Origin of the sequence: Pseudomonas iranensis (assembly GCF_014268585.2) — a bacterium.
GTDB lineage: Bacteria > Pseudomonadota > Gammaproteobacteria > Pseudomonadales > Pseudomonadaceae > Aquipseudomonas > Aquipseudomonas iranensis.
Window position 1 is genome coordinate 4,181,634 of record NZ_CP077092.1, and the last position, 23,568, is coordinate 4,205,201.

The following is a 23,568-nucleotide window of genomic DNA, read 5'->3' on the forward strand; positions in this document are numbered from 1 at the left end:
CGTCGCACCCGGCCGACCGAAACAACGCTACGCGTCTTCGGAGGGGATCGGCTTGCTTGAAGAAAGTGGTTTTCCGCGCGCGGTATCACCGGAAGCGGAGCAATGAGCGGCTCACAAGGCCAATTCGATAACGTCTGAAAATCGGAAACAACCATGCTGATGAACACTCCACGCTTCACGCTCAAACCTTTGGTGGCAACGATGTCTCGCCACCGTTTCGTTCCGCTGTATCTGGTGGCCATGGGGATGGGCGCCGGGACCGTGCAAGCGGCCGAGGACGACAACAGCGCCACGCCGGCAGCCGCTGTCGTGGCGGCGCCGACCACGCAACTGCAACGGGTCGAAGTGACCGGTTCGGCGATTCGCCGGGTCGATGCGGAAACGGCGGTGCCGATCACCATCCTCAAGGCTGAGGAACTGCGCAAACAGGGCGTGACCACCACCGCCGAACTGGTCCAGCGCATCACCGGTAGTCAGTCGATCAACAACAGCGCCGGCTCCGTCGGCGCGGCCACTGGCGGTGCGTCGTTTGCCGACATGCGCGGCATCGGCGCGAACAAGACGCTGGTGCTGCTCAATGGTCGACGCCTGGCCAACAACGCCCTGTCGGGGACCAACTCGGCCGGCGGCGCGGTGGACCTGAACATGATCCCGTTCGCCGCCATCGAACGCGTGGAAGTGCTGCGCGACGGCGCCTCGGCCCTGTACGGCACCGACGCCATCGGCGGTGTGATCAACTTCATCACCAAGAAATCCCTTACCGACGGCGCGTTGACCCTCGGTGGCGAAACGCCGACCCACAGCGGTGGCGGCGCGACCAAGGACATGAGCGCCAGTTGGGGCTACGGCGATCTGGAAGAAGACCGCTTCAACGTCCTCGGCGTGTTCAACTACAACAAGCAGCAGAACCTCGACGCCAACGACCGCTCCTTCGCCACCGACTACGCGCCCGGTCGCGGTCTCGATCAGACCTCCGGCACCGCGTTTCCCGGCAACTACAGCCAGAACGGCAACGCCACCAACCCGTTGGCCAACAGCAACTGCAACGGCCCCAACCTGATCGCCCGCGACGGCTTGTGCCGCTTCAGCACCCGTGAATACATCGATCTGGTGCCACAGACCGAGAAGACCTCGTTCTTCGGCAAGACCACTGCCAAGCTCGGCGATGATCACAATGCCAACCTTGAATATTTCTGGTCGGCAACAACAACGCCGTCGCCGTCGGCCCGGCGCCACTGACCGGTCTGAGCCTGGATTCCTCGTCGCCCTACTACCCCGGCAACGGCATCACCCCGGCGCCGACCGATTTCGCCCTCGACCCGACGCAGCCGGTCGATGTGAACTGGCGTGAAACCGCTGCCGGCCCGCGTGAATCGAAAGACCAGAACACCAGCCAGCGCTTTCTGCTGAGCTTCGATGGTCTGGTTGGCGGCTGGGATTACAACGTCGGCGCCTCGTACAATCAGAACAAAATCGTCTCCAGCGTCACCAGTGGTTATGTCAGCGACCAGGCGATGATTGACGGCCTGGCCAGCGGTCTGCTCAACCCGTTCGGCCCGCAGACCGCTGCCGGCCAGCAGTACATCGACGCCGCCGCGTACCACGGCGCCTACTCCACAGCCGTGGGCCGCGTTGCCGGTTTCGATGGCCGCGTCAGCCGTGAAATCGGCGACTGGTTCGGCGCAGGTCCGTCCGGTCTGGCGCTGGGCGGCGAGTACCGCAAGGAGAAATTCCATCAGGACTTCGAGTCGTTCGCCGGCGACATCCAGAGCCTCGGCATCGACCCGGCCGGTAGCGTCGAAGGTGATCGCAGCGTCAAGGCCGCCTATGCCGAACTCAACGTGCCGGTGCTCGACAGCCTTGAATTGTCCGCCGCTGTGCGCCACGACAAATACAGCGACTTCGGCAGCACCACCAACCCGAAATACTCGTTCCGTTATCAGCCGTTGAAAGAGCTGGTGGTGCGTGGCGCCTACAGTGAAGGCTTCCGTGCGCCGTCGCTGTACGAGCTGTATTCGCCGCGCAGCATCACTTTCACTCAGGGCTACTACAACGACCCGGTGCTGTGTACCGGCGGTGTGGTGCAACCGGGCGGCAACGGCGGCCGCGATTGCGGTCAGCAGTTCCTCAACCAGATTGGCGGCAACGAGGATCTGGCCCCGGAGAAGGCGCGCAACGTGACGTTGGGCTTCGTCTACCAGCCGATCAGCAACCTCTCGGTGGGTCTGGATTTCTGGTGGATTCACATCTCCAACCAGATCCAGCCGTTCCCGGAATCCACCGTGTTCGATCAGGCCGGATCCTACCCGGACCGCTTCGTGCGCAACGCCGACGGCACGCTTAACTACATCGTTACCGGCAACGCCAACCTCGGCATCGTCGAAACCAATGGTGTCGATGTGTCGCTCGACTATCGCTTCCCGAACACGCCGTACGGTCAGTTCGGCCTCGGTCTGCAAGGCACCTATGTCGACGAGTACGACTTCCAGAGCACCATCAAAGGCCCGTTCACCGACAAGGTCGGCGACTTTCAGGGTGACGGCGTGATCGCGCGCTGGAAGCACAACCTCACCGGCAGCTGGAGCCTGGGTGCGGCGCGAGCAGCGCTGACCAACCGCTTCACCACCGGTTACAACGATTACGACCGCGACACCCATTCGCGCGTGGCCTCGTATTCGGTGTGGGATCTGTCGGCCGGTTACACCTTCAACAAGGTACTCGACGTCGATGCCGGGATGAAGAACGTGTTCGACCGCAACCCGCCGTTCTCCAACCAGGCTTACAACTTCCAGAGCGGCTATGACCCGCGCTACACCGACCCGCTGGGCCGGACATTGTTTGCGCGCATGACTTACCACTTCTAACCCCAAATAAAACGCATCCCTCTGTGGGAGCGAGCCTTTGTGGTGAGGGGATTTATCCCCGATGGGGTGCGAAGCTCCCCCAGGACCTGCCGACGCGGAGCATCAGAAGTACAGCATGCATTGATCTTGCGACTGCCGCGCAGCCGATCGGGGATACATCCCCTCGCCACAAGGGCTCGCTCCCACCGGGGGTCCGGGTTCCTTCAGGGATTTCAAGGGTGACTTCATGAGTTTTTTGCGCAACATGGCTGGCCTGCTGCTCGGCAGTGCGCTGCTGTGCACTGGCACTTCGGCGCTGGCCGGCGGCAGTCACGCGCTGACGGTGTACGGCGAGGCGCCGAAATATCCGGCCGGCTTCAAGCATTTCGATTTTGTTAACCCCGACGCCCCCAAGGGCGGTTCGCTCAGCCGTGCGTCGATGGAGATCGGTCAATATAACTACATCACGCCGTATGCCGATCAGGGCATTTCCGTGGTGCAGGTCAATGACTGGGTATACGCGCCGCTGGCGTTCCGTTCGCTGGATGAGCCCTACACGGTTTACGCTCTAGTTGCGCAGCAGATCGAGCGCGATCCCGAAGGTTTGTGGGTGCGCTTCACCCTCAACCCCAAGGCACGTTTCGCCGACGGCACGCCGATCACCGCCGAAGACGTGCGCTACACCTTCAACCTGCTGATGACCAAGGGCAGCCTGAGTTATCGCCAGCAATATGCCGACGTGCAAGACGTGCTGGTCGAAGGTCCACGCCAGGTCCGTTTCACCTTCAAGAACAACCTCAATCGCACCCTCGCGCTGGATCTGGCGACGCTGCGCGTGCTGCCCGAGCACTGGTGGAAAACCCGCGACTTCGCCAACGGCGGCGGCTTCGAGCCACCGCTGGGCAGCGGGCCATACCGGGTGAGCAAGGTCGACGCCGGGCGCAGCATCAGTTTCCAGCGTGACCCGGACTGGTGGGGCAAGGACCTGCCGGTCAGTCGCGGCATGTACAACTTCGACAGCCTGACGGTGAATTTCTACGGCGACACCGACGTCGCTCGCCAACTGCTGCAGGCCGGTGCGTTCGACTACAACCGCGAGTTTTCTTCCTCGGGTTACGTGGTTGGCTACGACAGCCCGGCCCTGCGCGACGGGCGCTTGCAAAAAGCCATTCTGGCGCCGCACAAACCCACCGCCGCCCAAGGCTTTGTGTTCAACCTGCAAAACCCGATCTTCCAGGATCGCCGCGTGCGCGAGGCGATCAGCCTGCTCTGGGATTTCGAGTGGACCAACAAACAGATGATGCGCGGCTTCTACGTGCGTCAGAACAGCTTCTGGCCCAAGAGTGAAATGGCCGCCAGCGCCCTGCCCGATGCCGAGGAATTGAAGATCCTCGAACCGTTGCGCGGCAAGGTTCCTGACGAGGTGTTCACCACGGTCTATGAAGCGCCGAAAACCGATGGCAGCGGCTACATCCGCGACAAGCAATTGCAAGCGCTGAAACTGCTCGGCGAAGCCGGTTGGACGGCGAAAAACAATCGTCTGGTCAACGCCGCCGGCGAGCCGCTGGAATTCACCTTTCTCGATGGCCAGGGCGGCTTCGATCGCATGCTGCTGCCGTTCAAACGCACCCTCGCGCAGATCGGCATCACGCTCAATCTGCGCCGCATCGATTCAGCGCAATACATCAACCGTCTCAACGCCCGCGATTACGACATGATCGTCTGCGCTTTCCCGCGCAGTGGCGATCCGATCGTCTCCCCGGGCCGCGAATTGTATAGCCTGTACGGCTCGCAAAGTGCCACGCAAGTCGGCAGCTCGAACGCGATGGTGCTGGCCGATCCAGCGGTCGATCAACTGCTCGACGGGCTGGTCCAGGCCAACAACCGCGAAGCCATGGTGCATTACGCCCGCGCCCTCGACCGGGTGCTGCAATGGGGTTACTACATGATTCCCAACTACTACTCCAAAGGCACGCCGACGGTGTATCAGAACCGCTTCGGCATGCCAGCCGTGCAACCTTCGTATGACGAAGGCCTCAACACCTGGTGGGAAGTCTCAGCCAAGCCGCTGACGACGCAGCAGATGAGCGCTCAGCTTGCGGGAGGCCAGTGACATGCTGCGTTATCTGAGTCGCCGTTTGCTGCTGATCATCCCCACGCTGTTGTGCATTCTGGTGGTGAATTTTCTTATCGTGCAGGCCGCGCCCGGCGGCCCGGTGGAACAAGCCATCGCCCGCCTGCAAGGCTTTGGCGGGCACAGCATGGGCGGTGGCGGCGAAGTCGCGGCGGTCGGCGGTGCCGGGCGCAGCAGCCGTGGGCTGGACCCGGCGCTGATCGAGGAAATCAAACACCATTACGGCTTCGACAAACCGCTGCACGAACGCCTGTGGCTGCTGCTGAAAAACTACGCACAACTGGATCTGGGCAACAGTTTCTTTCGCGGCGCCAAGGTCACCGACCTGATTGTGCAGAAGCTGCCAGTGTCGCTGTCGCTGGGCTTGTGGGCGACGCTGATCACCTACCTGATTTCAATCCCGCTGGGCATTCGCAAGGCAATCAGGAACGGCAGTGCCTTCGATGTCTGGAGCAGCACAGCGATCATCGTCGGTTATGCGATGCCGGCGTTTCTCTTCGCCATTCTGTTGATCGTGGTGTTCGCCGGGGGCAGCTACGTCAACTGGTTTCCGGTGCAGGGACTGGTGTCGGACAACTTCGACAGCCTCAGCACATTGGGCAAGGTCGGCGACTACCTCTGGCACCTCGTACTGCCAGTCACGGCGCTAGTGATCGGCGGCTTTGCCACGCTGACGATCCTGACCAAGAACAGCTTTCTCAACGAGATCAGCCGGCAGTACGTGATCACCGCACGAGCCAAGGGCCTGACCGAGCGGCGCGTGCTGTACGGCCACGTGTTTCGCAACGCCATGCTGCTGGTGGTCGCGGGTGTGCCGTCGGCGCTGATCGAAGTGTTTTTCGCCGGCTCCCTGCTGATCGAAACCATCTTCAATCTCGACGGCCTCGGGCGCATGAGCTACGAAGCGGCGGTGTCGCGCGACTATCCGGTGGTGTTCGGCGCGCTGTTTCTGTTCACCCTGTTCGGCCTGCTGATCAAGCTGATCGGCGACCTCTGCTACACCCTGCTCGACCCGCGCATCGATTTCTCGGCGAGGACTGCCTGATGTTCACACTGTCGCCTCTAAGCCAGCGCCGCGTCGCGCAATTCAAGGCCAACCGCCGTGGGCGCTGGTCACTGTGGCTGTTCATCGGCCTGTGCCTGATCTGCCTCGGTGGCGAGTTGATCGCCAATGACAAGCCGCTGGTGATCCGCTACCACGACGCCTTTTACTTTCCGATCCTCAGCGATTACCTGGAAACCGATTTCGGCGGCGAGCTGCCGTTTCAACCGGATTACGCCAGCAGTTACGTACACAAACTGATCGAGGATCAGGGCGGCTGGATGCTGTTTCCGCCGATCCCGTTCAGCTACGACACGGTCAACTACGACCTCACCGAACCGGCGCCCAGCCCGCCGTCATCGAGCAATTGGCTGGGCACCGATGATCAGGCCCGCGATGTTCTGGCGCGGGTTATTTTCGGCACGCGGATCTCGATTCTGTTCGCGCTGATCCTCACCGCCATCAGCGCGTTGATCGGCATTCTCGCCGGGGCCTTGCAGGGCTACTACGGCGGCTGGGTCGACTTGCTCGGGCAGCGCGTACTGGAAATCTGGTCGGGGCTGCCGGTGCTGTATCTGCTGATCATTCTGTCCGGCTTCGTCTCGCCGAGTTTCTGGTGGCTGCTGGGGATCATGGCGCTGTTTTCCTGGCTGGCGCTGGTCGACGTGGTGCGCGCCGAGTTCCTCCGTGGACGCAATCTCGAATACGTGAAAGCCGCGCGCGCGCTGGGCCTGACCGACAGCGAACTGATGCGCCGGCACATTCTGCCCAACGCCATGACCTCCACCCTCACCTACCTGCCGTTCATTCTCACCGGCGCCATCGCCACCCTGACCGCGCTGGATTTTCTCGGCTTCGGAATGCCCGCCGGCACCGCGTCGCTGGGCGAGTTGATCGGCCAGGCCAAACGCAATCTGCAGGCACCGTGGCTGGGGCTGACGGCGTTTTTTGCCCTGGCGCTGATCCTGTCTTTGTTGGTTTTCATCGGTGAAGCGTGCCGAGATGCCTTTGATCCGAGGAGCTGACATGCAAGACAACCTGATTGAAATTCGCGACCTGCGCGTCGCCTTCGCAGGGCAGGAAGTGGTGCACGGTGTGAACCTGGATATTCGCCGTGGCGAGTGTCTGGCGCTGGTCGGCGAGTCCGGCTCGGGCAAGTCGGTGACGGCGCATTCGATTCTGCGTTTGTTGTCGGGCAAGAACGTCAGCAGCAGCGGCGCGATTCGCTACAACGGCGTGGATTTGCTGCACGCCAGCGAACAGCAGATGCGTGGTCTGCGCGGCAATCGCATTGCGATGATTTTCCAGGAGCCGATGACCTCGCTGAACCCGCTGCACACGGTGGAAAAACAGATCAGCGAAGTGCTGGAAATCCACAAGGGCCTCAAGGGCCGCGCCGCCCGCACGCGGACCCTGGAGCTGCTCGAGCTGGTGGGTATTCGCCAGCCGTCGCAGCGTTTGAAAGCCTATCCGCATCAGCTTTCCGGAGGTCAGCGGCAACGGGTGATGATTGCCATGGCGCTGGCCAACGAGCCGGAATTGTTGATTGCCGACGAACCGACCACAGCGCTGGACGTGACCGTACAGCAGAAGATTCTTGAACTGCTGATCGAACTGCAGCAGCGCCTCGGCATGTCGCTGTTGCTGATCAGCCACGACCTCAATCTGGTGCGCCGGATCGCTCAGCGCGTGTGCGTAATGCGTCAAGGCGAGATCGTTGAACAGGCTGATTGCGAGACGCTGTTCCAAGCGCCGCAACATCCTTACAGCCGCTTGTTGATCGAGGCTGAACCGAGCGGCGCGCCAGTGCCCAGTGAGTACGAGCACAACCTGCTGGAAGTGGATGATTTGAAGGTGTGGTTTCCCCTGCCGAAAAAACTCTTCAGCCGTCAGCAGGATTACATCAAAGCGGTGGACGGGGTCAGTTTTACCCTGCAACGCGGCAAGACGTTGGGCATCGTCGGCGAGTCGGGTTCGGGCAAGTCGACGCTGGGTCAGGCGATCCTGCGACTGGTCGAATCAGAGGGCAATATCCGTTTCGGCAACAAGCAGTTGAGCCTGCTCAATCAGCGCCTGATGCGCCCGTTGCGCCGGCAGATCCAGGTGGTGTTTCAGGACCCGTTCGGCAGCCTCAGCCCGCGCATGTCGGTGCAGCAGATCATCGCCGAAGGCTTGCTGACCCACGGCATCGGCAGCGAGGCCGAGCGCGAGGCAGCGGTGATTCGCGTGCTCGAGGAGGTCGGCCTCGATCCGCAGAGCCGCCATCGTTACCCCCACGAGTTTTCCGGCGGCCAGCGCCAGCGCATCTCCATCGCCCGCGCACTGGTGCTGGAACCGGCGCTGATCCTGCTCGACGAACCGACGTCGGCGCTGGATCGCACGGTGCAGAAGCAAGTGGTGGAATTGTTGCGCCAGTTGCAGATCAGGCATGGGCTGACTTATCTGTTCATCAGCCATGATCTGGCGGTGGTGCATGCGCTGGCGCATGACTTGATGGTGATCAAGGACGGCAAGGTGGTTGAACAAGGCTCGTCGCGGGAGATTTTCGCTGCGCCGAAACATCCGTACACGCAGGAACTCCTGAAAGTCTCCGGCCTGAAGCCCGATGAAGGACCCTGTGGGAGCTGGCTTGCCAGCGATGGCGGTGTATCAGAAAAATCGATGTCTGCTGACACGACGCCATCGCTGGCAAGCCAGCTCCCACAGGTATAGAGGTGATCCAAAAATATTTTTCCGGCACTGCATCCAATCGCCTCCGCCACGGGTAGTCCCTGTAACAGCCCACTCTGGTGCTGTCAGCGCCCTACCCTTTTCGGAGAATCATCGGATGAACATCACCCAGCTGATTGGCTTCACCGGTTTGCTCGCCTTCACCGCGACCACCTTCGCCCAGAGCAGTTATCCCGACGCGATCAAGGTGCCGGACGGGCACAAGATTGCCCTGGAAACCACCGGGGTTGGCGAGATCACCTACGAATGCCGCGACAAGCCCAATATGGCCGGACAGACCGAGTGGACCTTTGTCGGTCCGAAAGCGGTGCTCAATGATCGCAGCGGCAAACAGGTCGGCACCTATTTCGGCCCGCCAGCGACCTGGCAAGCCAAGGACGGTTCGAAAGTCACCGGCACGCAATTGGCCGTGGCACCGTCGAGCCCGGGCAACCTGCCCTATCAACTGGTCAAGGCCAATCCGGCCGAGGGCAAAGGCGCGATGACCGGGGTCAGCTACATCCAGCGCGTCGCGCTCAAGGGCGGCGTCGCGCCGGGCAGTGAGTGCACCATGGCGAACAAGGGCAAGCAGGAAGTGGTGAAGTACCAGGCGGATTATATTTTCTGGGCGGCGAACTGATATTCGGAAGCAGTGCACAATCCTGTGGGAGCGAGCCTGCTCGCGAAGACGGAGTGTCAGTCGCCTTATTACTTTCTGACCCACCGCATTCGCGAGCAGGCTCGCTCCCACAGGGAACAATGCGTCTGGATGTTTGGGAAATGTGAGCTAGATTGCACCCCATGCCTTTACCCGAATCCGTTTTCGATTACGAAGCCCGCCTCGCTGCCTGTGCCCGGGGCGAGCGTTTGGCTTTGCGCGATTTGTATGTGCAGGAAGGCCCGCGCCTGCTCGGCGTGGCCAAGCGGCTGGTGCGCGATACGGCGCTGGCGGAGGACATTGTGCATGAGGCGTTCATCAAGATCTGGCACGGCGCCGCCGGCTTCGACCCGGCGCGGGGTTCGGCGCGGGGCTGGATGTTCAGCGTGACTCGGCACCTGGCGTTGAATCAGTTGCGCAAGCAAAGTCGGGAAACGCCGTTCAGCGAAGAACATGAGGCAGCGGCGCCTGATGAGGCGGTCGATGTTCACTCGGCGCGCATTCATCGCTGCCTCGAGCAGCTGGAACCGCAGCGGCGCAGCTGCATCCTCCACGCCTACATCGACGGTTACAGCCACGCGCAAATTTCCGCGCGCCTCGACACGCCGCTGGGCACGGTCAAAGCGTGGATCAAGCGCAGCCTCAATGCTTTGCGGGAGTGCATGGGATGACCGGCGAATCAGCGCAGGAACGGGATGAACTGGCCGGCGAATACGTGCTCGGCACCTTGTCGTTCGAACAGCGCATCGAGGTGCAACGGCGCCTGCCGAACGATCCCGAACTGCGTGCAGCGGTGGATGCCTGGGAGCGGCGCCTGCTGGAGCTGACCGATCTGGCCGAACCTCAGCAACCCTCGGCGCAGTTATGGCCTCGTATCGAACGCAGTCTCGAACGGCTGACGGTGAAGAAACCGCTAACCTCGTGGTGGAATCTGCTACCGCTGTGGCGCGGCTTGAGCGCGGCCGGGCTGGCGGCGACATTGATCCTCGGCACGATGCTGCTGACCCAGACTGCGCCGAAACCGAGTTATCTGGTGGTGCTGGTCGCGCCGCAGGACAAGGCGCCGGGCTGGGTGATTCAGGCGAGCAATGCGCGGGAGATCCAGTTGATCCCGCTGGGCGTGGTCGAGGTGCCGGCGGACAAGGCGCTGGAGTTCTGGACCAAGGCTGACGGCTGGTCGGGGCCGGTGTCGTTGGGCTTGGTCAAGCCGGGGCAGGCGTTGTCGGTGCCACTGGACAAACTGCCGCCGTTGCAGCCGAACCAGCTGTTTGAGCTGACGCTGGAAGGCGCCAATGGCTCGCCGATTGGCAAGCCGACCGGGCCGATTCAGGCGATCGGGCGTGCGGTGAAGGTGCTCTGAGGCTCTGCTACGCGGTTGTCCGCAACCATCATCGACGTCGATGTTCACCATCACGGTAATGAAGTTCTCATAAAAAATTCCGGGCGTAACATCAGCTCCATACCAACCAACAACACCCCGGAGCACACCATCATGAAACGCCAGACTCTTCTCAGCATCGCTTTCTCGGTTTTCGCAGTTAACGCTTTCGCCGCCACCCCGGCGCACACCATGATCGCCGAAGGCGGTTCGGACAAGCTGATCGAAAGCCGTCTGGCTGAAGGTGGTTCAGATCGTCTGATCGAGCGCCGTGTTGCCGAGGGCGGCTCGGATCGTCTGATCGAACGCCGCGTTGCCGAAGGTGGCTCGGATCGTCTGATCGAACGCGGTGTAGCCGAAGGTGGTTCTGATCGTCTGATCGAACGCCGCGTTGCCGAAGGTGGCTCGGATCGTCTGATCGAACGTCGCGTTGCCGAAGGTGGCTCGGATCGTCTGATCGAACGCCGCGTTGCCGAAGGTGGTTCGGATCGTCTGATCGAGCGCCGTGTTGCCGAGGGCGGCTCGGATCGTCTGATCGAACGCCGTGTTGCCGAAGGTGGTTCGGATCGTCTGATCGAACGCCGTGTTGCCTGATGCATGACTGCAAGCGCAACACCGCAGAGAAACCCGGCTCCCGCAGCCGGGTTTTTTATGTCTGTCTGATTTATCCGGCCTTGGCCATGCAGCGCTTGTAACGCTCGTCCACGCGCTTGGCGAACCAGGCAGTGGTGAGTTTGCGGGTGATCTTCGGACTCTGCAGCACAATCCCCGGCAATACCGCGCGCGGTAACGCCTTGCCTTCGGCCCGCTCCGCCAGTTCGAACACGCGCTGATAGAGCTTGGTCTCTTCGAATTCCAGGGTTTTGCCTTTCTCCAATTGATCGCGAATCGTCGGGTTGCGCATGCCCAGCGACTTGCCGAGGGTGCGCACCGCCAGTTCGGTACTGCCGGGCATGATCGAGTCGTAGCGAATCAGGTCGCCGTCCAGGGTCAGCGGGATGCCGGAAGCGCGGCTGACCGCATTCTGAAATGCGGCATTGCGGCTGGCGTACCAGCCGGCGTTGAAATCGGCGAAGCGATACAGCGGCTCGCGGTAATTTACCGGGTAGCCGAGTAAGTGGGCGATGCCGAAATACATGCCGCCGCGCCGGCTGAACACTTCACGACGAATCGTGCCGTCCACCGGGTACGGATAATCCTTGGCGTGCTCCTCGGCGAATTCGATGCTGACCTGCATCGGCCCGCCGGTGTGCACCGGGTTAAAGCCGCCGAACAACGTGCGGCCCATCGGCACCATGCCGATGAAGTCGTCGAAAATCGCGCTCAGCTCTTTTTCACTGCGCGCCGCATTCAGACGTTCGCTGTAGCTCTTGCCGTTGGGCGAGCGCACTTGCAGAGCGCCGCTGACAAGCAGGCTGGGGATGTGCACCTTGGCGGCGCGGCGGTCGATTTCGTCGCGGGCGATCTTGCCCAGGCCGGGCACCGTCGGGTCAGCCTGGAAAGTGGACTCCTGCTCGGCCACAGCCAGTACCGAACACAGATTCTGCGTGGTGGTACTGATGCCTTGTGCGGCAAACGCAGCGTAGATGTCCGTGGCCCAGCCCTGACGGTCGGCAGTTTTCGCCGGCAACAGCCGAACAATTTCAGCCTTCACTTCGGCCGGCGGACGCGGCGCCGGTTCGTTGCTGCGCTGGCTGGCGCAACCGGCGAGCAGTAGCACGGCGCCGAGGGCGATGATCAATCTTGAGGTGTACATGCACTTTTCCAATCCGTGAACCCGAGGCCACGATACACAATCCCCGTAGGAGCTGCCGCAGGCTGCGATCTTTTGATCTTGTTTTAAAAGACAAAATCAAAAGATCGTCCGATCGCGACCCATGCCTTCGGCAGCGCTTCCAAGGCTGATGACAAACTGATTGCAAAACGTTACTGCGAAACCCTATCATTCGCGCCTGGAGTCGCATTAGCGCAAGGAGTTCCGCGCCGCCCTTATTTTTTCATTGGCCGTTCGCCTCCAGGTATCCTACATGCCCGCTTCAGCTCGACTCGGCGCTCCATTTCGCCCGACTTTGCTTGCCCTGCTGTGCTCCCTGACCGTCACCGCTCACGCTGCTGAACAAAACAGCAAAGCGCTGGTGCTCGACGACGTCAACGTCAATGCCCAAGCGCCTGCGCCCAACGCCCTGCCCCCGGTCTACGCTGGCGGTCAGGTTGCGCGCGGCGGCCAGTTGGGCGTGCTCGGCAATCAGGACATGATGGATGTGCCCTTCAGCGCAGCGTCCTACACCGAGCAATTGATCCAGGATCAGCAGGCGGAAAATGTCGCCGACGTGCTGCTCAACGATTCTTCCGTGCGCCAGGCCTCGGGCTTCTCCAACCAGGCGCAGGTCTTCATGATTCGCGGCCTGCCGCTCAATGGCGATGATATTTTATAACGGCCTGTACGGCGTATTGCCCCGGCAGATCATTTCCACCGATGCGCTGGAGCGCGTGGAAGTGTTCAAAGGCCCCAACGCTTTCATCAACGGCGTGACCCCGACCGGTTCCGGCATCGGCGGCGGCGTCAACCTGCAACCCAAGCGCGCCGGCGACGTGCCGCTGCGCCGTTACACCACCGACATCAACAGCGAAGGCCGCATCGGTCATCACTTCGATATCGGCCAGCGTTTCGGTGAAGACAACCGCTTCGGCGCGCGGGTCAACCTGTCGCAGCGCGAAGGCGACACCGGCATCGATCACGAGAACCAGCGCTCGAAACTGTTCGCCATCGGTCTGGATTATCGCGGCGATGCGCTACGGGTTTCCGGTGACTTCGCCTATCAGAAGGAACGCGTCAACGGTGGCCGCAGCTCGGTCAACCTCGGCACCGCCACGCACATCCCGGACGCGCCATCGGCGGACACCAACTACGCGCCGAAATGGGGTTACACCGATATCGAAGACACCTTCGGCATGCTCCGCGCCGAGTACGACCTCAACGACAACTGGACCGCTTACGCCGCCGGTGGCGCCAAGCACACCCGTGAAGTCGGCCGGTACAACTCGACCACGCTGGTCGGCAACAGCGGCGCGTCGTTCACCACTGGCTCGTTCGTCCCGCATGACGAGGACAACACCAGCGTCATGGCCGGCCTCAACGGCAAATTCAACACCGGCCCGGTCAGCCACAAGCTCAATTTCGGCCTGACCGGGATCTGGGCCGAGCAGCGCAGTGCTTATGACTTCGACCTGACCCGCTACTCGAACAACATCTACCATCCGATCACTCCTCCGGCACCGGTCGGCAATTTCTCTGGCGGAGATCTCAACGATCCGGGCATCGTCGGCAAAACCTTCAACCGCAGCGTGGCGATTTCCGACACCCTCGGGTTCTTCGACGATCGCCTGCTGGTCACCGCCGGTCTGCGTCGCCAGCAACTGGTGGTGCAGGGTTACAGCTACGCCAGCTACGGCAGCGGCCCGCGCTCGTCGAGCTACGACGAGTCGATCACCACGCCGGTGTACGGCATCGTGTTCAAGCCGTGGGAGCATGTGTCGTTCTACGCCAACCACATCGAAGGCCTGGCCCAGGGACCGACTTCGCCAACCAGCTCTGGCGGTTTCCGCGTGACCAACGGCAACGAGGTTTACGCACCGAAGCGCTCCAAGCAGACCGAGCTGGGCGTTAAGGTCGACATGGGCACCTACGGCGCGAGCCTGGGTGTTTATCGCATCGAACAGCCGAGCGACGGCTACTGCGAAATCAACAGCGCCACCACCTGCACCTACGTGCGCGAAGGCGAGCAAATCAACAAAGGCGTGGAGATGAACGTGTTCGGCGAGCCGATCGACGGCCTGCGCCTGATCAGCGGCCTGACCCTGATGGACACCGAACTGAAAAACACCCTCAACGGCGCCAACGACGGTAACCACGCCATCGGCGTACCGACCTTCCAGTTCAACGCTGGCGTGGATTGGGACGTGCCGGGCCTGCAGGGGGTTGCGCTGAATGCGCGGATGCTGCGCACCGGCGGGCAATACGCCGACGCAGCGAACAACCTCAGCCTGCCGACGTGGAACCGCTTCGACGCGGGCGCACGCTATGCGTTCAAGGTGTCGGAGAAGGACGTGACCGTGCGGTTCGGCGTCGAGAACGTGGCGAACAAGAAGTACTGGGAATCGGCTCAGGGCGGCTACCTGACCCAGGGCGAACCGCGAGTGGCGAAGTTGTCGGGGACGATCGACTTCTAAGCGTGATTGCGTCGTAAAAAAGGCCCCGCAGCTTCACGGCTGCGGGGCCTTTTTGGTTTTTGTGGTGCTTGATCCGGCTTCTTCGCGAGCAGGCTCGCTCCCACAGGGGTACGAGGTGCGGCTTAGATCCCGGCGAGTGCCAGATCCATCGCAAAGTAAGTGAAGATCAGATCCGCCCCGGCACGCTTGATCGCGCCTAGGCTTTCACGGACCACGCGATCTTCATCGATCGCCCCGGCCTGGGCGCCGAACTTGATCATCGCGTACTCGCCGCTGACCTGATACGCCGCCAGTGGCAGGTTCGAGGCCTGGCGGATGTCGCGGATGATGTCGAGGTAAGCACCGGCCGGTTTGACCATCAGCGCATCGGCACCTTCCTGCTCATCGAGCAGCGATTCGCGCAGGGCTTCGCGGCGGTTCATCGGGTTCATCTGATAGCTTTTGCGATCGCCCTTGAGCGCGCTGCCACCGGCCTCGCGGAACGGGCCGTACAGTGCCGAAGCGAATTTGGTCGAGTAGGCCATGATCGGAATCTGCGTGAAGCCGGCGGCGTCGAGCGCCTGGCGAATCGCGCGCACCTGGCCGTCCATCGCCGCCGAGGGCGCAATCACGTCAGCACCGGCGCGGGCGGCCGCTACAGCTTGTTTGCCAAGGTTGATCAGAGTCTGGTCGTTGTCGACTTCGTGATTGTGCATCACGCCGCAATGGCCGTGATCGGTGTACTCGCAGAAACAGGTGTCGGACATCACGATCATTTCCGGCACGGCGTCCTTGGCAATGCGCGACATGCGCGACACCAGGCCGTCTTCGCGCCAGGTGTCGCTGCCGTTGGCATCCAGATGATGGGACACGCCAAAGGTCATCACCGACTTGATGCCGGCACGGGCATAGCGCTCGATTTCGCTGGCCAGTTTGCGCTCGGGAATGCGCTGCACGCCGGGCATGCTGGTGATTGGCACGAAGTCGTCGATGTCTTCCTCGACGAAGATCGGCAGGACCAGATCGTTCAGGCTGAACTCGGTTTCCTGGAACAGACTGCGCAGGCTCGCATTGCGGCGCAGACGGCGGGGACGTGCTTCGGGGAACTGACTGGACATGGGGCCTTTCCTGAAAACAGCGGATGAGACGAAAGTCGTAGGGGGCGAAGCTTATGCCTTGCGGCGGGTGCGGGACAAACCTGGATCAATCAAGAGAGCGTTACCGGGCTTGTAATAATCTTGCATGTACATTTCAAATTCCTGTGGGAGCTGGCTTGCCAGCGATGGCGGCAGGTCAGTCACCAATGAGGTTGACTGTGCTGGCTTCATCGCTGGCAAGCCAGCTCCCACAGGGGGCATGTGTACAACTGAAAGTCAGGACGGGATGGTCAGGCCACGAATGACCGCCGGACGCGCGAGAAATCGCTCCAGCACCCGTGTGACATTGGGGAAACTCTGAATGCCGACCAGATCCCCGGCCTCATAGAAGCCAAGCAGATTGCGCACCCACGGGAACGTGGCGATGTCGGCGATGGTGTAGCGCTCGCCCATGATCCAGTCGCGGCCTTCGAGGCGGGTGTTGAGTACGTTCAGCAGGCGTTTGCTCTCTTCGACATAACGATCACGCGGGCGCTTGTCCTCGTAATCCTTGCCGGCGAATTTGTTGAAGAAGCCGAGCTGGCCGAACATCGGGCCGATGCCGCCCATCTGCCACATCAGCCATTGGATGGTCTCGTAGCGCAGCGCGCCTTCCTGAGCGAGCAACTGGCCGCTCTTGTCGGCCAGATAAATCAGGATCGCGCCGGATTCGAACAGCGGCAGCGGTTTGTCTTCCGGGCCATGCGGGTCGAGGATCGCCGGGATCTTGTTGTTCGGATTCAGCGAAAGAAATTCCGCCGAGGTCTGGTCGTTGGTGTCGAAACCGACGCGGTGCGGCTCGTACGGCAGGCCGATCTCTTCGAGCATGATCGACACTTTGACGCCGTTGGGGGTCGGCAGGGAGTAGAGCTGAATCCAGTCCGGGTACTGCGCCGGCCATTTCTGAGTAATCGGGAATGCAGACAGATCGGTCATTGGAAGCATCCAGTCACAAATTGAAAACCGATCATAAAGTAGGCCTGCCGCTGCGCCTACACGAACCGTAACATCCTGTCGCTAACCTGCCTGCATGCCCGCAAAGGTTGCCGTTAGAGTGCTGCGCACTGGCCCGTATCGAACCAAACGGGCATTACAGGACTCTGAGCTATGCCTTTCTCGCAGAGGAAGCTGTTTACGACAGGGAAACACCCGGTGCTGGGAGCCCGCGGTGCCAAGGTTTGTCAGCCTTAACCGATTTTGCTGAAGAACCCTCGAATTGATGACGAATCTGATGAGTTTCGCCAAACGCTTCAAACATCGCGCGTACGTGGCCCTGCCCTCCCTGCTGGCAGTCAGCGCGCTGTTTCTGTCCCTCGAATCCAGCGAAAGCCGCGCACAACCAGCGGACGGCACGCAGACGCTGGTGTTCCTGCGCCACGCGGAAAAGCCCGAAGGCGGCCTCGGCCAGCTCAACTGCCAGGGCCTGAACCGCGCCATCGACCTGTCGACGCTGCTGCCGGAAAAATTCGGCAAGGCCGACTACGTGTTCGCCGCCAACCCGACGCGCAACGTCGAGGAAGGCGAGCTGGACAATTCCTACAGCTACATTCGTCCGCTGATGACCATCAGCCCGGCCGCGATCAAGCTTGGCCTGCCGGTGAACATCGAGTTCTCCGCCAACGACACCAGCGATCTGGCCCGCGAGCTGCTGGACGAGAAGTACCACAACTCGACGATCTACACCGCCTGGTCCCACGGTTATCTGCCGGAGCTGATCAACAAGGTCGCTGGCAACGCAGTGGGCGAGCGGCAGAAGATCACCGATGACTGGGCCGGCGATGACTTCGATTCGCTGTATGTGCTGACCCTGAAGTGGCACAACGGCAAGGCCAGTTTGCAGAGTCATAGCTACAAACAGGGGCTGGATAACGGCAAGGACACTTGCCCGACCTGAGTTATGTTTTGCCTGACCCGGCCCTATCGCGGGCAAGCCCGCTCCCACAGGTATGAGGGTGTGTATGAATTACCTGTACACCCACAATACCTGTGGGAGCGGGCTTGCCCGCGATGGGGCCAGCGATAATGCCTTCAATCCCTCTGGCTCACCCTCGCACGCAAATACTCGATCACCGCCCCCCGCTCTCCGGCAAACTCGATCCGCCCGCCCTTCTTCTCGCGCTGGAAGACATACATCGGGTCGTAATACTCGCGCAGCAAACCCTCGATCCAGCCGCGATGCAGCTCCACCGCGCCGCTGCGGGCCTGCTCGGCCAGCGCCTGCTCCATCAACACCAGCATCCGCAAATGGCGTTCGCCGCCGAGGCGTTTCTGTACGTTGTTGAGGCTTTCCAGCAGACGTTCGGAAAACAAGGCAAAACCGTTTTCGCCGTGGAGGGAGGCAAACTCCGCCGACAGATCGATGACGTAATCACGCAGGATCCGTTCGACGCGATCCTCGAAACGATCTTCCAGCCAGACCATCGGGTAGTGCTGCATGCCCTGATACAGCGGCAGCGGCAAGGCACAACTGCCGACCACGCGGCTCTCGTCTTCGAGCACAAACTGCTCGATCCCGGCATCGCGTTTCTTCAGGAAGTCGATGGCCAGGCGATTCTCGAAATCGATGTTCGACGGCTGCCCGGTAGCGCGTTTGCCGAAACTGGAGCCGCGATGGTTGGCGTGGCCTTCCAGATCCACACCGTTGCGCAACTGCACCAGCACTTCGGTCTTGCCGGTGCCGGTCATGCCGCCTAGCAAAACGAAATCACACTGCGCGATGGCCTGCTCAAGGGTGTCGATCAAAAAACTGCGCATCGCCTTGTAGCCGCCGCCGACGCGCGGATAGTCGATGCCCGCCTCGTCGCGCAGCCACTGCTGGGTGATCTGCGAGCGCAAACCACCGCGAAAACAGTACAGATAACCATCGGGATGAGCCCGGGCGAAGTCGGCCCAGGCCTGGATGCGCTCGGCCTTGACTGCGCCGGACACCATCTGATGGCCCAGCTCGATCGCCGCCTGCTGGCCATGCTGCTTGTAGCAGGTGCCGATCTTCTGCCGTTCCAGATCATTCATCAGCGGCAGATTGACCACGCCGGGGAACGCGCCTTTGTGAAACTCGACCGGCGCGCGGGCATCCATCATTGGCCGGTCGTTGAGGAAAATATCGCGGTAGTCGGTGCAGTCGCGGAGCATCAAATCACCTCGACCGCGTTCGTCTGTCGCTCAACCAGTTCGCCGATCGGCGCAAGGTTCAGGCCCAGTTCGGCGGCAACGTCGAGGAACTCGTCATTGCCTTCAGGCGTGACCGCAATCAGCAGACCACCGCTGGTCTGCGGATCGCACAGCACGCGTTTGTGCAACTCCTGCACGCGGCCAACCTTGCTCGAATAGCTGTCGAAGTTGCGCAGCGTACCGCCCGGCACGCAACCCTGATCGAGGTAGTACTCGACGCTTTCCAGACGCGGTACGCGGTCGTAGGCGATGCGCGCGGTCAACTGGCTGCCGTCGGCCATTTCCACCAAGTGCCCGAGCAGGCCGAAACCGGTGACGTCGGTCATCGCGGTGACGCCGGCGAGTTTGCCGAAGCGGCTGCCGGGCTTGTTCAGGGTGCACATCCAGTCGCGGGCGACACCGACGTCGGCGGCGCGCAACTTGCCCTTCTTTTCGGCGGTAGTGAGGATGCCGATGCCCAACGGTTTGGTCAGGTACAACAGGCAACCGGCGGTAGCGGTGTCGTTGCGCTTCATGTGGCGCTTTTCCACAAGCCCGGTGACGGCGAGGCCGAAGATCGGCTCCGGCGCATCGATCGAATGCCCCCCCGCCAACGGAATGCCCGCCGCGTCGCACACCGAGCGACCGCCACGAATCACTTCCCGCGCCACTTCCGGCGCCAGCACATTCACCGGCCAGCCGAGGATCGCGATCGCCATCAACGGATCGCCGCCCATCGCGTAGATGTCGCTGATCGCGTTGGTTGCGGCAATGCGGCCGAAGTCGAACGGGTCATCGACAATCGGCATGAAGAAATCGGTGGTCGACACCACACCACGCTCGGCATCGATCGCATACACCGCCGCGTCATCACGCGATGCGTTGCCGACCCAGAGTTTCGGATCGAGGTTCTGTGCGCCGCTGCCGGCGAGGATCACTTCCAGCACCTGTGGGGAAATCTTGCAGCCACAACCGGCGCCATGGCTGTATTGGGTCAGACGAATCGGCTCGCTCATGGGAGAGTCTCTGGCAATGAATGGGGCGGATTCTAGCAGAGCGCGAGCGCGCAGATTTTTGTGCTGACCGAGCGGCCCCCTTCGCGAGCAGGCTCGCTCCCACATTTGTACGGTGGTCTCCTGTGGGAGCTAGCCTGCTCGCGAAAAACGGTGTGTCAGTCGCCGACTGTTTAACTGATCCACCGTCATCGCGAGCAGGCTAGCTCCCACAGGGGTTTGCGTGAGTCAGGGCAGCAAGATGATCTTGTCGCCGCCGCCCTGATTGACCTCGTCATAGCGCGCCAGCCCTTCAGCCAGCGGCACCTCCACCAAGCCCTGCGGCAGCGGCAAGCGATCCTCATCGAAGAACCGCCCGAACTGCTCGAGCATCGCCGCGCACGCCTCAACGCCGTACAACAAAGAGTTGATCCCGACCACCGAGCCGCCTTTTCGATAGAGCGCCAGCGCCGGCAATTGCACGTGGCCGTCGACCGGCGCGGCGATGATGGCGATGCGGCCGAAGGTCGCCAGTGCCGCGACCGAGGCGGGCAGCCAGAAACCGGTGGTGTCGAAGATCACATCGGCGCCGCCGCGATACACCGCGTTGACCTGCGCACCGAGGTTTTCTGGCTTATCCAGTTGAATCGTCTGATAGCCCTGCTGCTGCAGATCGGCGACCTGCTCGGGCCGGCGCGCCGCCGCCAGCAATTGCGCGCCGCGTACTTTCGCCAGTGCCAAAGCCGCCGTGGCCACTGCCCCGCCGCCGATCACCAGCAAGCGCGTATCGGCGCTGACCAGGCTGCGTTCCAGCGCATCCCACGCCGTGGTGTACGGCACGCCAAGGCTGGCCGCCTGAGCAAAACTCAAATGCGCCGGTTTGTGCGCCACGCCGCTGGCCGGCAATTTGACGAATTGCGCATGGGCGCCGTCGGCGAAGAAGCCCAGCTCGCGCCCGGTACCCCAGACTTCCTGACCGATCAGTGCTTGCGGCCCCTCGACCACCACCCCGGCAAAATCCCGCCCCGGAACCCGTGGCAGCGTGGTGTAAGGAAAACGCCCGAGGACGTTTTTCACATCGCTGGGATTGAGGCCGGCAGCCTTGATCTGCACCAGCACTTCATCGGCGCCGGGCACCGGGGTCGGAACGTCGACGAAACGCAGGGAAGACAGGTCGCCGGTCTGATCGAATTGCAACGCTTTCATGGGCACATCCACCGAAAAGAAAAAAGGAAATTCAGGACACCCAGCCAGCGACCAGTTGCCGGCCCAGCGGCCACAACTGCTCACCGGCCAACATGCCGAGCAGACCGACCAGCGCGATCGCCGGTGGTGCGGGAGAACGGAAGTCGAGCGCGCCATAGAGCAGGCCGACGCCCAGGCCGATGGCCAGAGAAATGAGGTAGTTCATGGGGGAACTCCGCCGCGATAAGTGATGGGCAGAGTCTAGGGAAACGGGCGGAGCGGTATCGGCCAAGGACTTCTGAATTTCGGACAAAAACCCCAATTCACAAAGAACCTTGTGGGAGCTCACAAATCAGACATTTGTCCTACACGGCAAATTGCGAAGGCGCCACCCCCAGCTCCCGGCGAAACATGTCGCTGAAGCTGCTCGGTGAATAACCCAGGTCGCGAGCAATGACGCTCACCGCCACGCCCTGAATCAACGCTGCCACCGCCGTCGCCAACTGCACCTGGCGCCGCCATTCGGCGAAGCCCATGCCGAGGCTGTCCTTGAACAACCGCGCCAGCGTACGCACGCTGGCCCCGGCGTTCTGCGCATGCTGCTCGAACGGGATCTCCAGCGACGGCGCGGCCATCACGGCCTGACACAGATTCATCAGACGCCGGTCGGACTCATCCGGCAGTGGAATCTTCAGTTGCGAACGCCTGGCCCGGCGCAGTTCCAGCAACGCCAGCCCGACCAGTGCCTCGTAATACTCAGCCTCGCCGGCATCGCCCTGCGCCACCAGCCCGACGATCAACTCGCGCAGCAGACCACCGACTTCGATCACCTGCACCGTCGCATCCAGGGTCGCCGCCAGCGCCGGGCGCAGGTAGATATTGCGCATCTGCAAATCCGACACCACACGAATCCCGTGCGGCACTCCCGGCGGCAACCACACCGCCCGCTGCGGCGGCACCACCAGCGCTTCGTGCGGGGTTTCGACCCACATCACTCCGCTCATCGCATACAGCAACTGCCCCCAGACATGCTCGTGCGGCTCGATGAACAAACCACGCGGATAGGTTCGCGCCAGCGGTTGCACGGGCACATCGGTGTCGGTCAGATCAGGGGGCGCGGCGAGGGCCATGGCGAGCGTTCACAGGGGGTTGGCGAAGCCGCCATGGTAACCAGCCTGCCCCGCCCTCGCCAACGATAGCTACCGTCGGACAATCCGAATGAATTTTCCCGGCACAGCGCGATCCGTTTAATACCACAGGGAGGAATTCGGGCTTTATGAACAACGCAAAACTTTACGTCATCGACTACACACTGCATGGCACCCCCAAGTCGTTCATTATCCGCTCGGACAAAATGGACAACGCCGAAGCCTGGCATTGGGCAAGCTGCGACGCGGGCGTGGGTCGCATCCCGCGCTTCGGTCGCGAGAAAGTGCAAAAGACCAGCAAACCGATGGCAGAAAAATTCGGCCTGGAAAACGTCACCTGGCGCCAGACCAACTGACCCCACCGCCCTCACCGCAGGCTTGGCAATCGACAGGGGGAATCGACCGATGACCGACACTTATCACCCGGCCCGACTGGACTACGGCCTGACCACCTTCTTCGGCCAGATCACCAAAACGGTGAATTGCCAAGTCGCACTGGAAACGGTCGCGGATGACCCTTATCGCTTCACCTTGTGCGTCCAGGCACCGGTACCGGAAGACCTCGACCAAGCGAAAATTGTGGTGGTCAAGGTCGAAGGGCGAACCTTGCAAGGCACGGTGAGGCACTTTGAGCGACAGGAAGACGACAGTCTGAAAATGGAAGTGGAGCCTGATTAGGCTCCACTTTTTTTTGCCCCGCTTATTTCGGATGAGCGCAACCGCAACCCTTCATCGCACACTCTTCACCGTGTTTGTGATGATGAGCGCAAGCCTCGCAGCAATAGTGTTTGCCGTGCACAGCGTAGGAATGTTCGCCTTCTTTGATCGTGCAGTTGCAGCCCGGGCAGTCGCATTTTTTGTCGGACATGGGACAGACTCCTTGCGTGGTGGTTGTCTGAGGCTTGCGAGCAAGCCATAAGGGACAGTGTAGAAGGTGGTGTTGCAGGCTGGCCAACTGTTGAGAGATTGGGCGACCCAGAGATG

At 61.7% G+C, this 23,568-nt stretch carries 20 protein-coding genes and 2 pseudogenes; 13 read left to right on the plus strand and 9 right to left on the minus strand.

Annotation, left to right across the window (positions count from 1 at the left end; all coding sequences use genetic code 11):
• Positions 1 to 153: 153 nt before the first annotated feature.
• The 9 genes and pseudogenes from HU724_RS18700 to HU724_RS18740 all read left to right on the plus strand — a co-directional run bounded on the left by HU724_RS18700 (position 154) and on the right by HU724_RS18740 (position 11,358).
• A pseudogene (locus tag HU724_RS18700) lies at positions 154 to 2,864 on the plus strand (TonB-dependent receptor).
• A gap of 226 nt (positions 2,865 to 3,090) precedes the next feature.
• Positions 3,091 to 4,956: an extracellular solute-binding protein gene (locus tag HU724_RS18705; protein WP_186566278.1), complete on the plus strand. Its 1,866-nt coding sequence runs from the start codon at positions 3,091 to 3,093 to the stop codon at positions 4,954 to 4,956.
• Position 4,957: 1 nt separating this feature from the next.
• Complete coding sequence (locus HU724_RS18710) at positions 4,958 to 6,022, plus strand: microcin C ABC transporter permease YejB (RefSeq protein WP_056788670.1); 1,065 nt, start codon at positions 4,958 to 4,960, stop codon at positions 6,020 to 6,022.
• Positions 6,022 to 7,044, plus strand: coding sequence for an ABC transporter permease (locus HU724_RS18715; protein ID WP_186566276.1), 1,023 nt, complete (start codon positions 6,022 to 6,024; stop codon positions 7,042 to 7,044). The genes HU724_RS18710 and HU724_RS18715 overlap by 1 nt, the downstream gene beginning before the upstream one ends.
• A gap of 1 nt (position 7,045) precedes the next feature.
• Positions 7,046 to 8,731 carry an ABC transporter ATP-binding protein gene (locus HU724_RS18720; RefSeq protein WP_225927631.1) on the plus strand — a complete coding sequence of 562 codons (1,686 nt, stop codon included), beginning with the start codon at positions 7,046 to 7,048 and terminating at the stop codon, positions 8,729 to 8,731.
• A gap of 115 nt (positions 8,732 to 8,846) precedes the next feature.
• Complete coding sequence (locus tag HU724_RS18725) at positions 8,847 to 9,368, plus strand: DUF3455 domain-containing protein (RefSeq protein WP_016775383.1); 522 nt, start codon at positions 8,847 to 8,849, stop codon at positions 9,366 to 9,368.
• 161 nt (positions 9,369 to 9,529) lie between these two features.
• Positions 9,530 to 10,057 (plus strand): sigma-70 family RNA polymerase sigma factor, encoded by a 528-nt coding sequence (locus tag HU724_RS18730; protein WP_186566272.1) that lies wholly within the window; start codon positions 9,530 to 9,532, stop codon positions 10,055 to 10,057.
• Entirely contained in the window at positions 10,054 to 10,746 is a 693-nt protein-coding gene (locus HU724_RS18735) for an anti-sigma factor (protein ID WP_016775384.1), read from the plus strand. Before HU724_RS18730 ends, HU724_RS18735 begins: the two co-directional genes overlap by 4 nt.
• A 132-nt stretch (positions 10,747 to 10,878) precedes the next feature.
• Positions 10,879 to 11,358, plus strand: coding sequence for a phage infection protein (locus tag HU724_RS18740; protein ID WP_186566270.1), 480 nt, complete (start codon positions 10,879 to 10,881; stop codon positions 11,356 to 11,358).
• Positions 11,359 to 11,428: 70 nt separating this feature from the next.
• Here the strand turns inward: HU724_RS18740 and HU724_RS18745 are convergent, their stop codons facing one another.
• Positions 11,429 to 12,520 (minus strand): DUF1615 domain-containing protein, encoded by a 1,092-nt coding sequence (locus tag HU724_RS18745; RefSeq protein WP_186566268.1) that lies wholly within the window; start codon positions 12,518 to 12,520, stop codon positions 11,429 to 11,431.
• A gap of 271 nt (positions 12,521 to 12,791) precedes the next feature.
• Here HU724_RS18745 and HU724_RS18750 point away from each other — a divergent pair.
• A pseudogene (locus HU724_RS18750) lies at positions 12,792 to 14,994 on the plus strand (TonB-dependent receptor).
• A 122-nt stretch (positions 14,995 to 15,116) separates the two neighbouring features.
• Here HU724_RS18750 and hemB read toward each other — a convergent pair.
• Together hemB and HU724_RS18760 are read right to left on the minus strand one after the other, a co-directional pair.
• On the minus strand, positions 15,117 to 16,091 hold the full coding sequence (gene hemB, locus HU724_RS18755) for a porphobilinogen synthase (RefSeq protein WP_016775388.1): 975 nt from the start codon (positions 16,089 to 16,091) through the stop codon (positions 15,117 to 15,119).
• 255 nt (positions 16,092 to 16,346) lie between these two features.
• Positions 16,347 to 17,045 (minus strand): glutathione binding-like protein, encoded by a 699-nt coding sequence (locus tag HU724_RS18760; RefSeq protein WP_125927235.1) that lies wholly within the window; start codon positions 17,043 to 17,045, stop codon positions 16,347 to 16,349.
• Positions 17,046 to 17,328: 283 nt separating this feature from the next.
• Between HU724_RS18760 and HU724_RS18765 the strand changes: the two genes are divergently transcribed.
• Positions 17,329 to 18,003: a hypothetical protein gene (locus tag HU724_RS18765; RefSeq protein WP_039763430.1), complete on the plus strand. Its 675-nt coding sequence runs from the start codon at positions 17,329 to 17,331 to the stop codon at positions 18,001 to 18,003.
• Between the two features lie 134 nt (positions 18,004 to 18,137).
• On the opposite strand, the gene mnmH is transcribed toward HU724_RS18765, so the two are convergent.
• The 5 genes from mnmH to HU724_RS18790 form a co-directional block, all read right to left on the minus strand.
• A complete protein-coding gene (gene mnmH, locus HU724_RS18770; RefSeq protein WP_186566266.1) occupies positions 18,138 to 19,241 on the minus strand; it encodes a tRNA 2-selenouridine(34) synthase MnmH in 1,104 nt (367 codons plus the stop codon).
• Positions 19,241 to 20,275: a selenide, water dikinase SelD gene (selD, locus tag HU724_RS18775; protein ID WP_186566264.1), complete on the minus strand. Its 1,035-nt coding sequence runs from the start codon at positions 20,273 to 20,275 to the stop codon at positions 19,241 to 19,243. Before selD ends, mnmH begins: the two co-directional genes overlap by 1 nt.
• Positions 20,276 to 20,500: 225 nt before the next feature.
• On the minus strand, positions 20,501 to 21,457 hold the full coding sequence (locus tag HU724_RS18780; RefSeq protein ID WP_186566262.1) for a quinone oxidoreductase family protein: 957 nt from the start codon (positions 21,455 to 21,457) through the stop codon (positions 20,501 to 20,503).
• Between the two features lie 31 nt (positions 21,458 to 21,488).
• Positions 21,489 to 21,662, minus strand: coding sequence for a DUF1427 family protein (locus HU724_RS18785; protein ID WP_081932387.1), 174 nt, complete (start codon positions 21,660 to 21,662; stop codon positions 21,489 to 21,491).
• A 139-nt stretch (positions 21,663 to 21,801) separates the two neighbouring features.
• Positions 21,802 to 22,566, minus strand: coding sequence for an AraC family transcriptional regulator (locus HU724_RS18790; RefSeq protein ID WP_122880148.1), 765 nt, complete (start codon positions 22,564 to 22,566; stop codon positions 21,802 to 21,804).
• 146 nt (positions 22,567 to 22,712) lie between these two features.
• On the opposite strand from HU724_RS18790, the gene HU724_RS18795 reads away from it, so the two are divergent.
• Both HU724_RS18795 and HU724_RS18800 read left to right on the plus strand, forming a co-directional pair.
• Positions 22,713 to 22,940 carry a DUF6555 family protein gene (locus HU724_RS18795; RefSeq protein ID WP_016775403.1) on the plus strand — a complete coding sequence of 76 codons (228 nt, stop codon included), beginning with the start codon at positions 22,713 to 22,715 and terminating at the stop codon, positions 22,938 to 22,940.
• A gap of 49 nt (positions 22,941 to 22,989) precedes the next feature.
• Complete coding sequence (locus tag HU724_RS18800) at positions 22,990 to 23,262, plus strand: hypothetical protein (RefSeq protein ID WP_123442056.1); 273 nt, start codon at positions 22,990 to 22,992, stop codon at positions 23,260 to 23,262.
• 22 nt (positions 23,263 to 23,284) lie between these two features.
• Here HU724_RS18800 and HU724_RS18805 read toward each other — a convergent pair whose 3' ends face one another.
• Positions 23,285 to 23,452, minus strand: coding sequence for a metallothionein (locus HU724_RS18805; protein ID WP_016775405.1), 168 nt, complete (start codon positions 23,450 to 23,452; stop codon positions 23,285 to 23,287).
• Between the last annotated feature and the right edge of the window lie 116 nt (positions 23,453 to 23,568).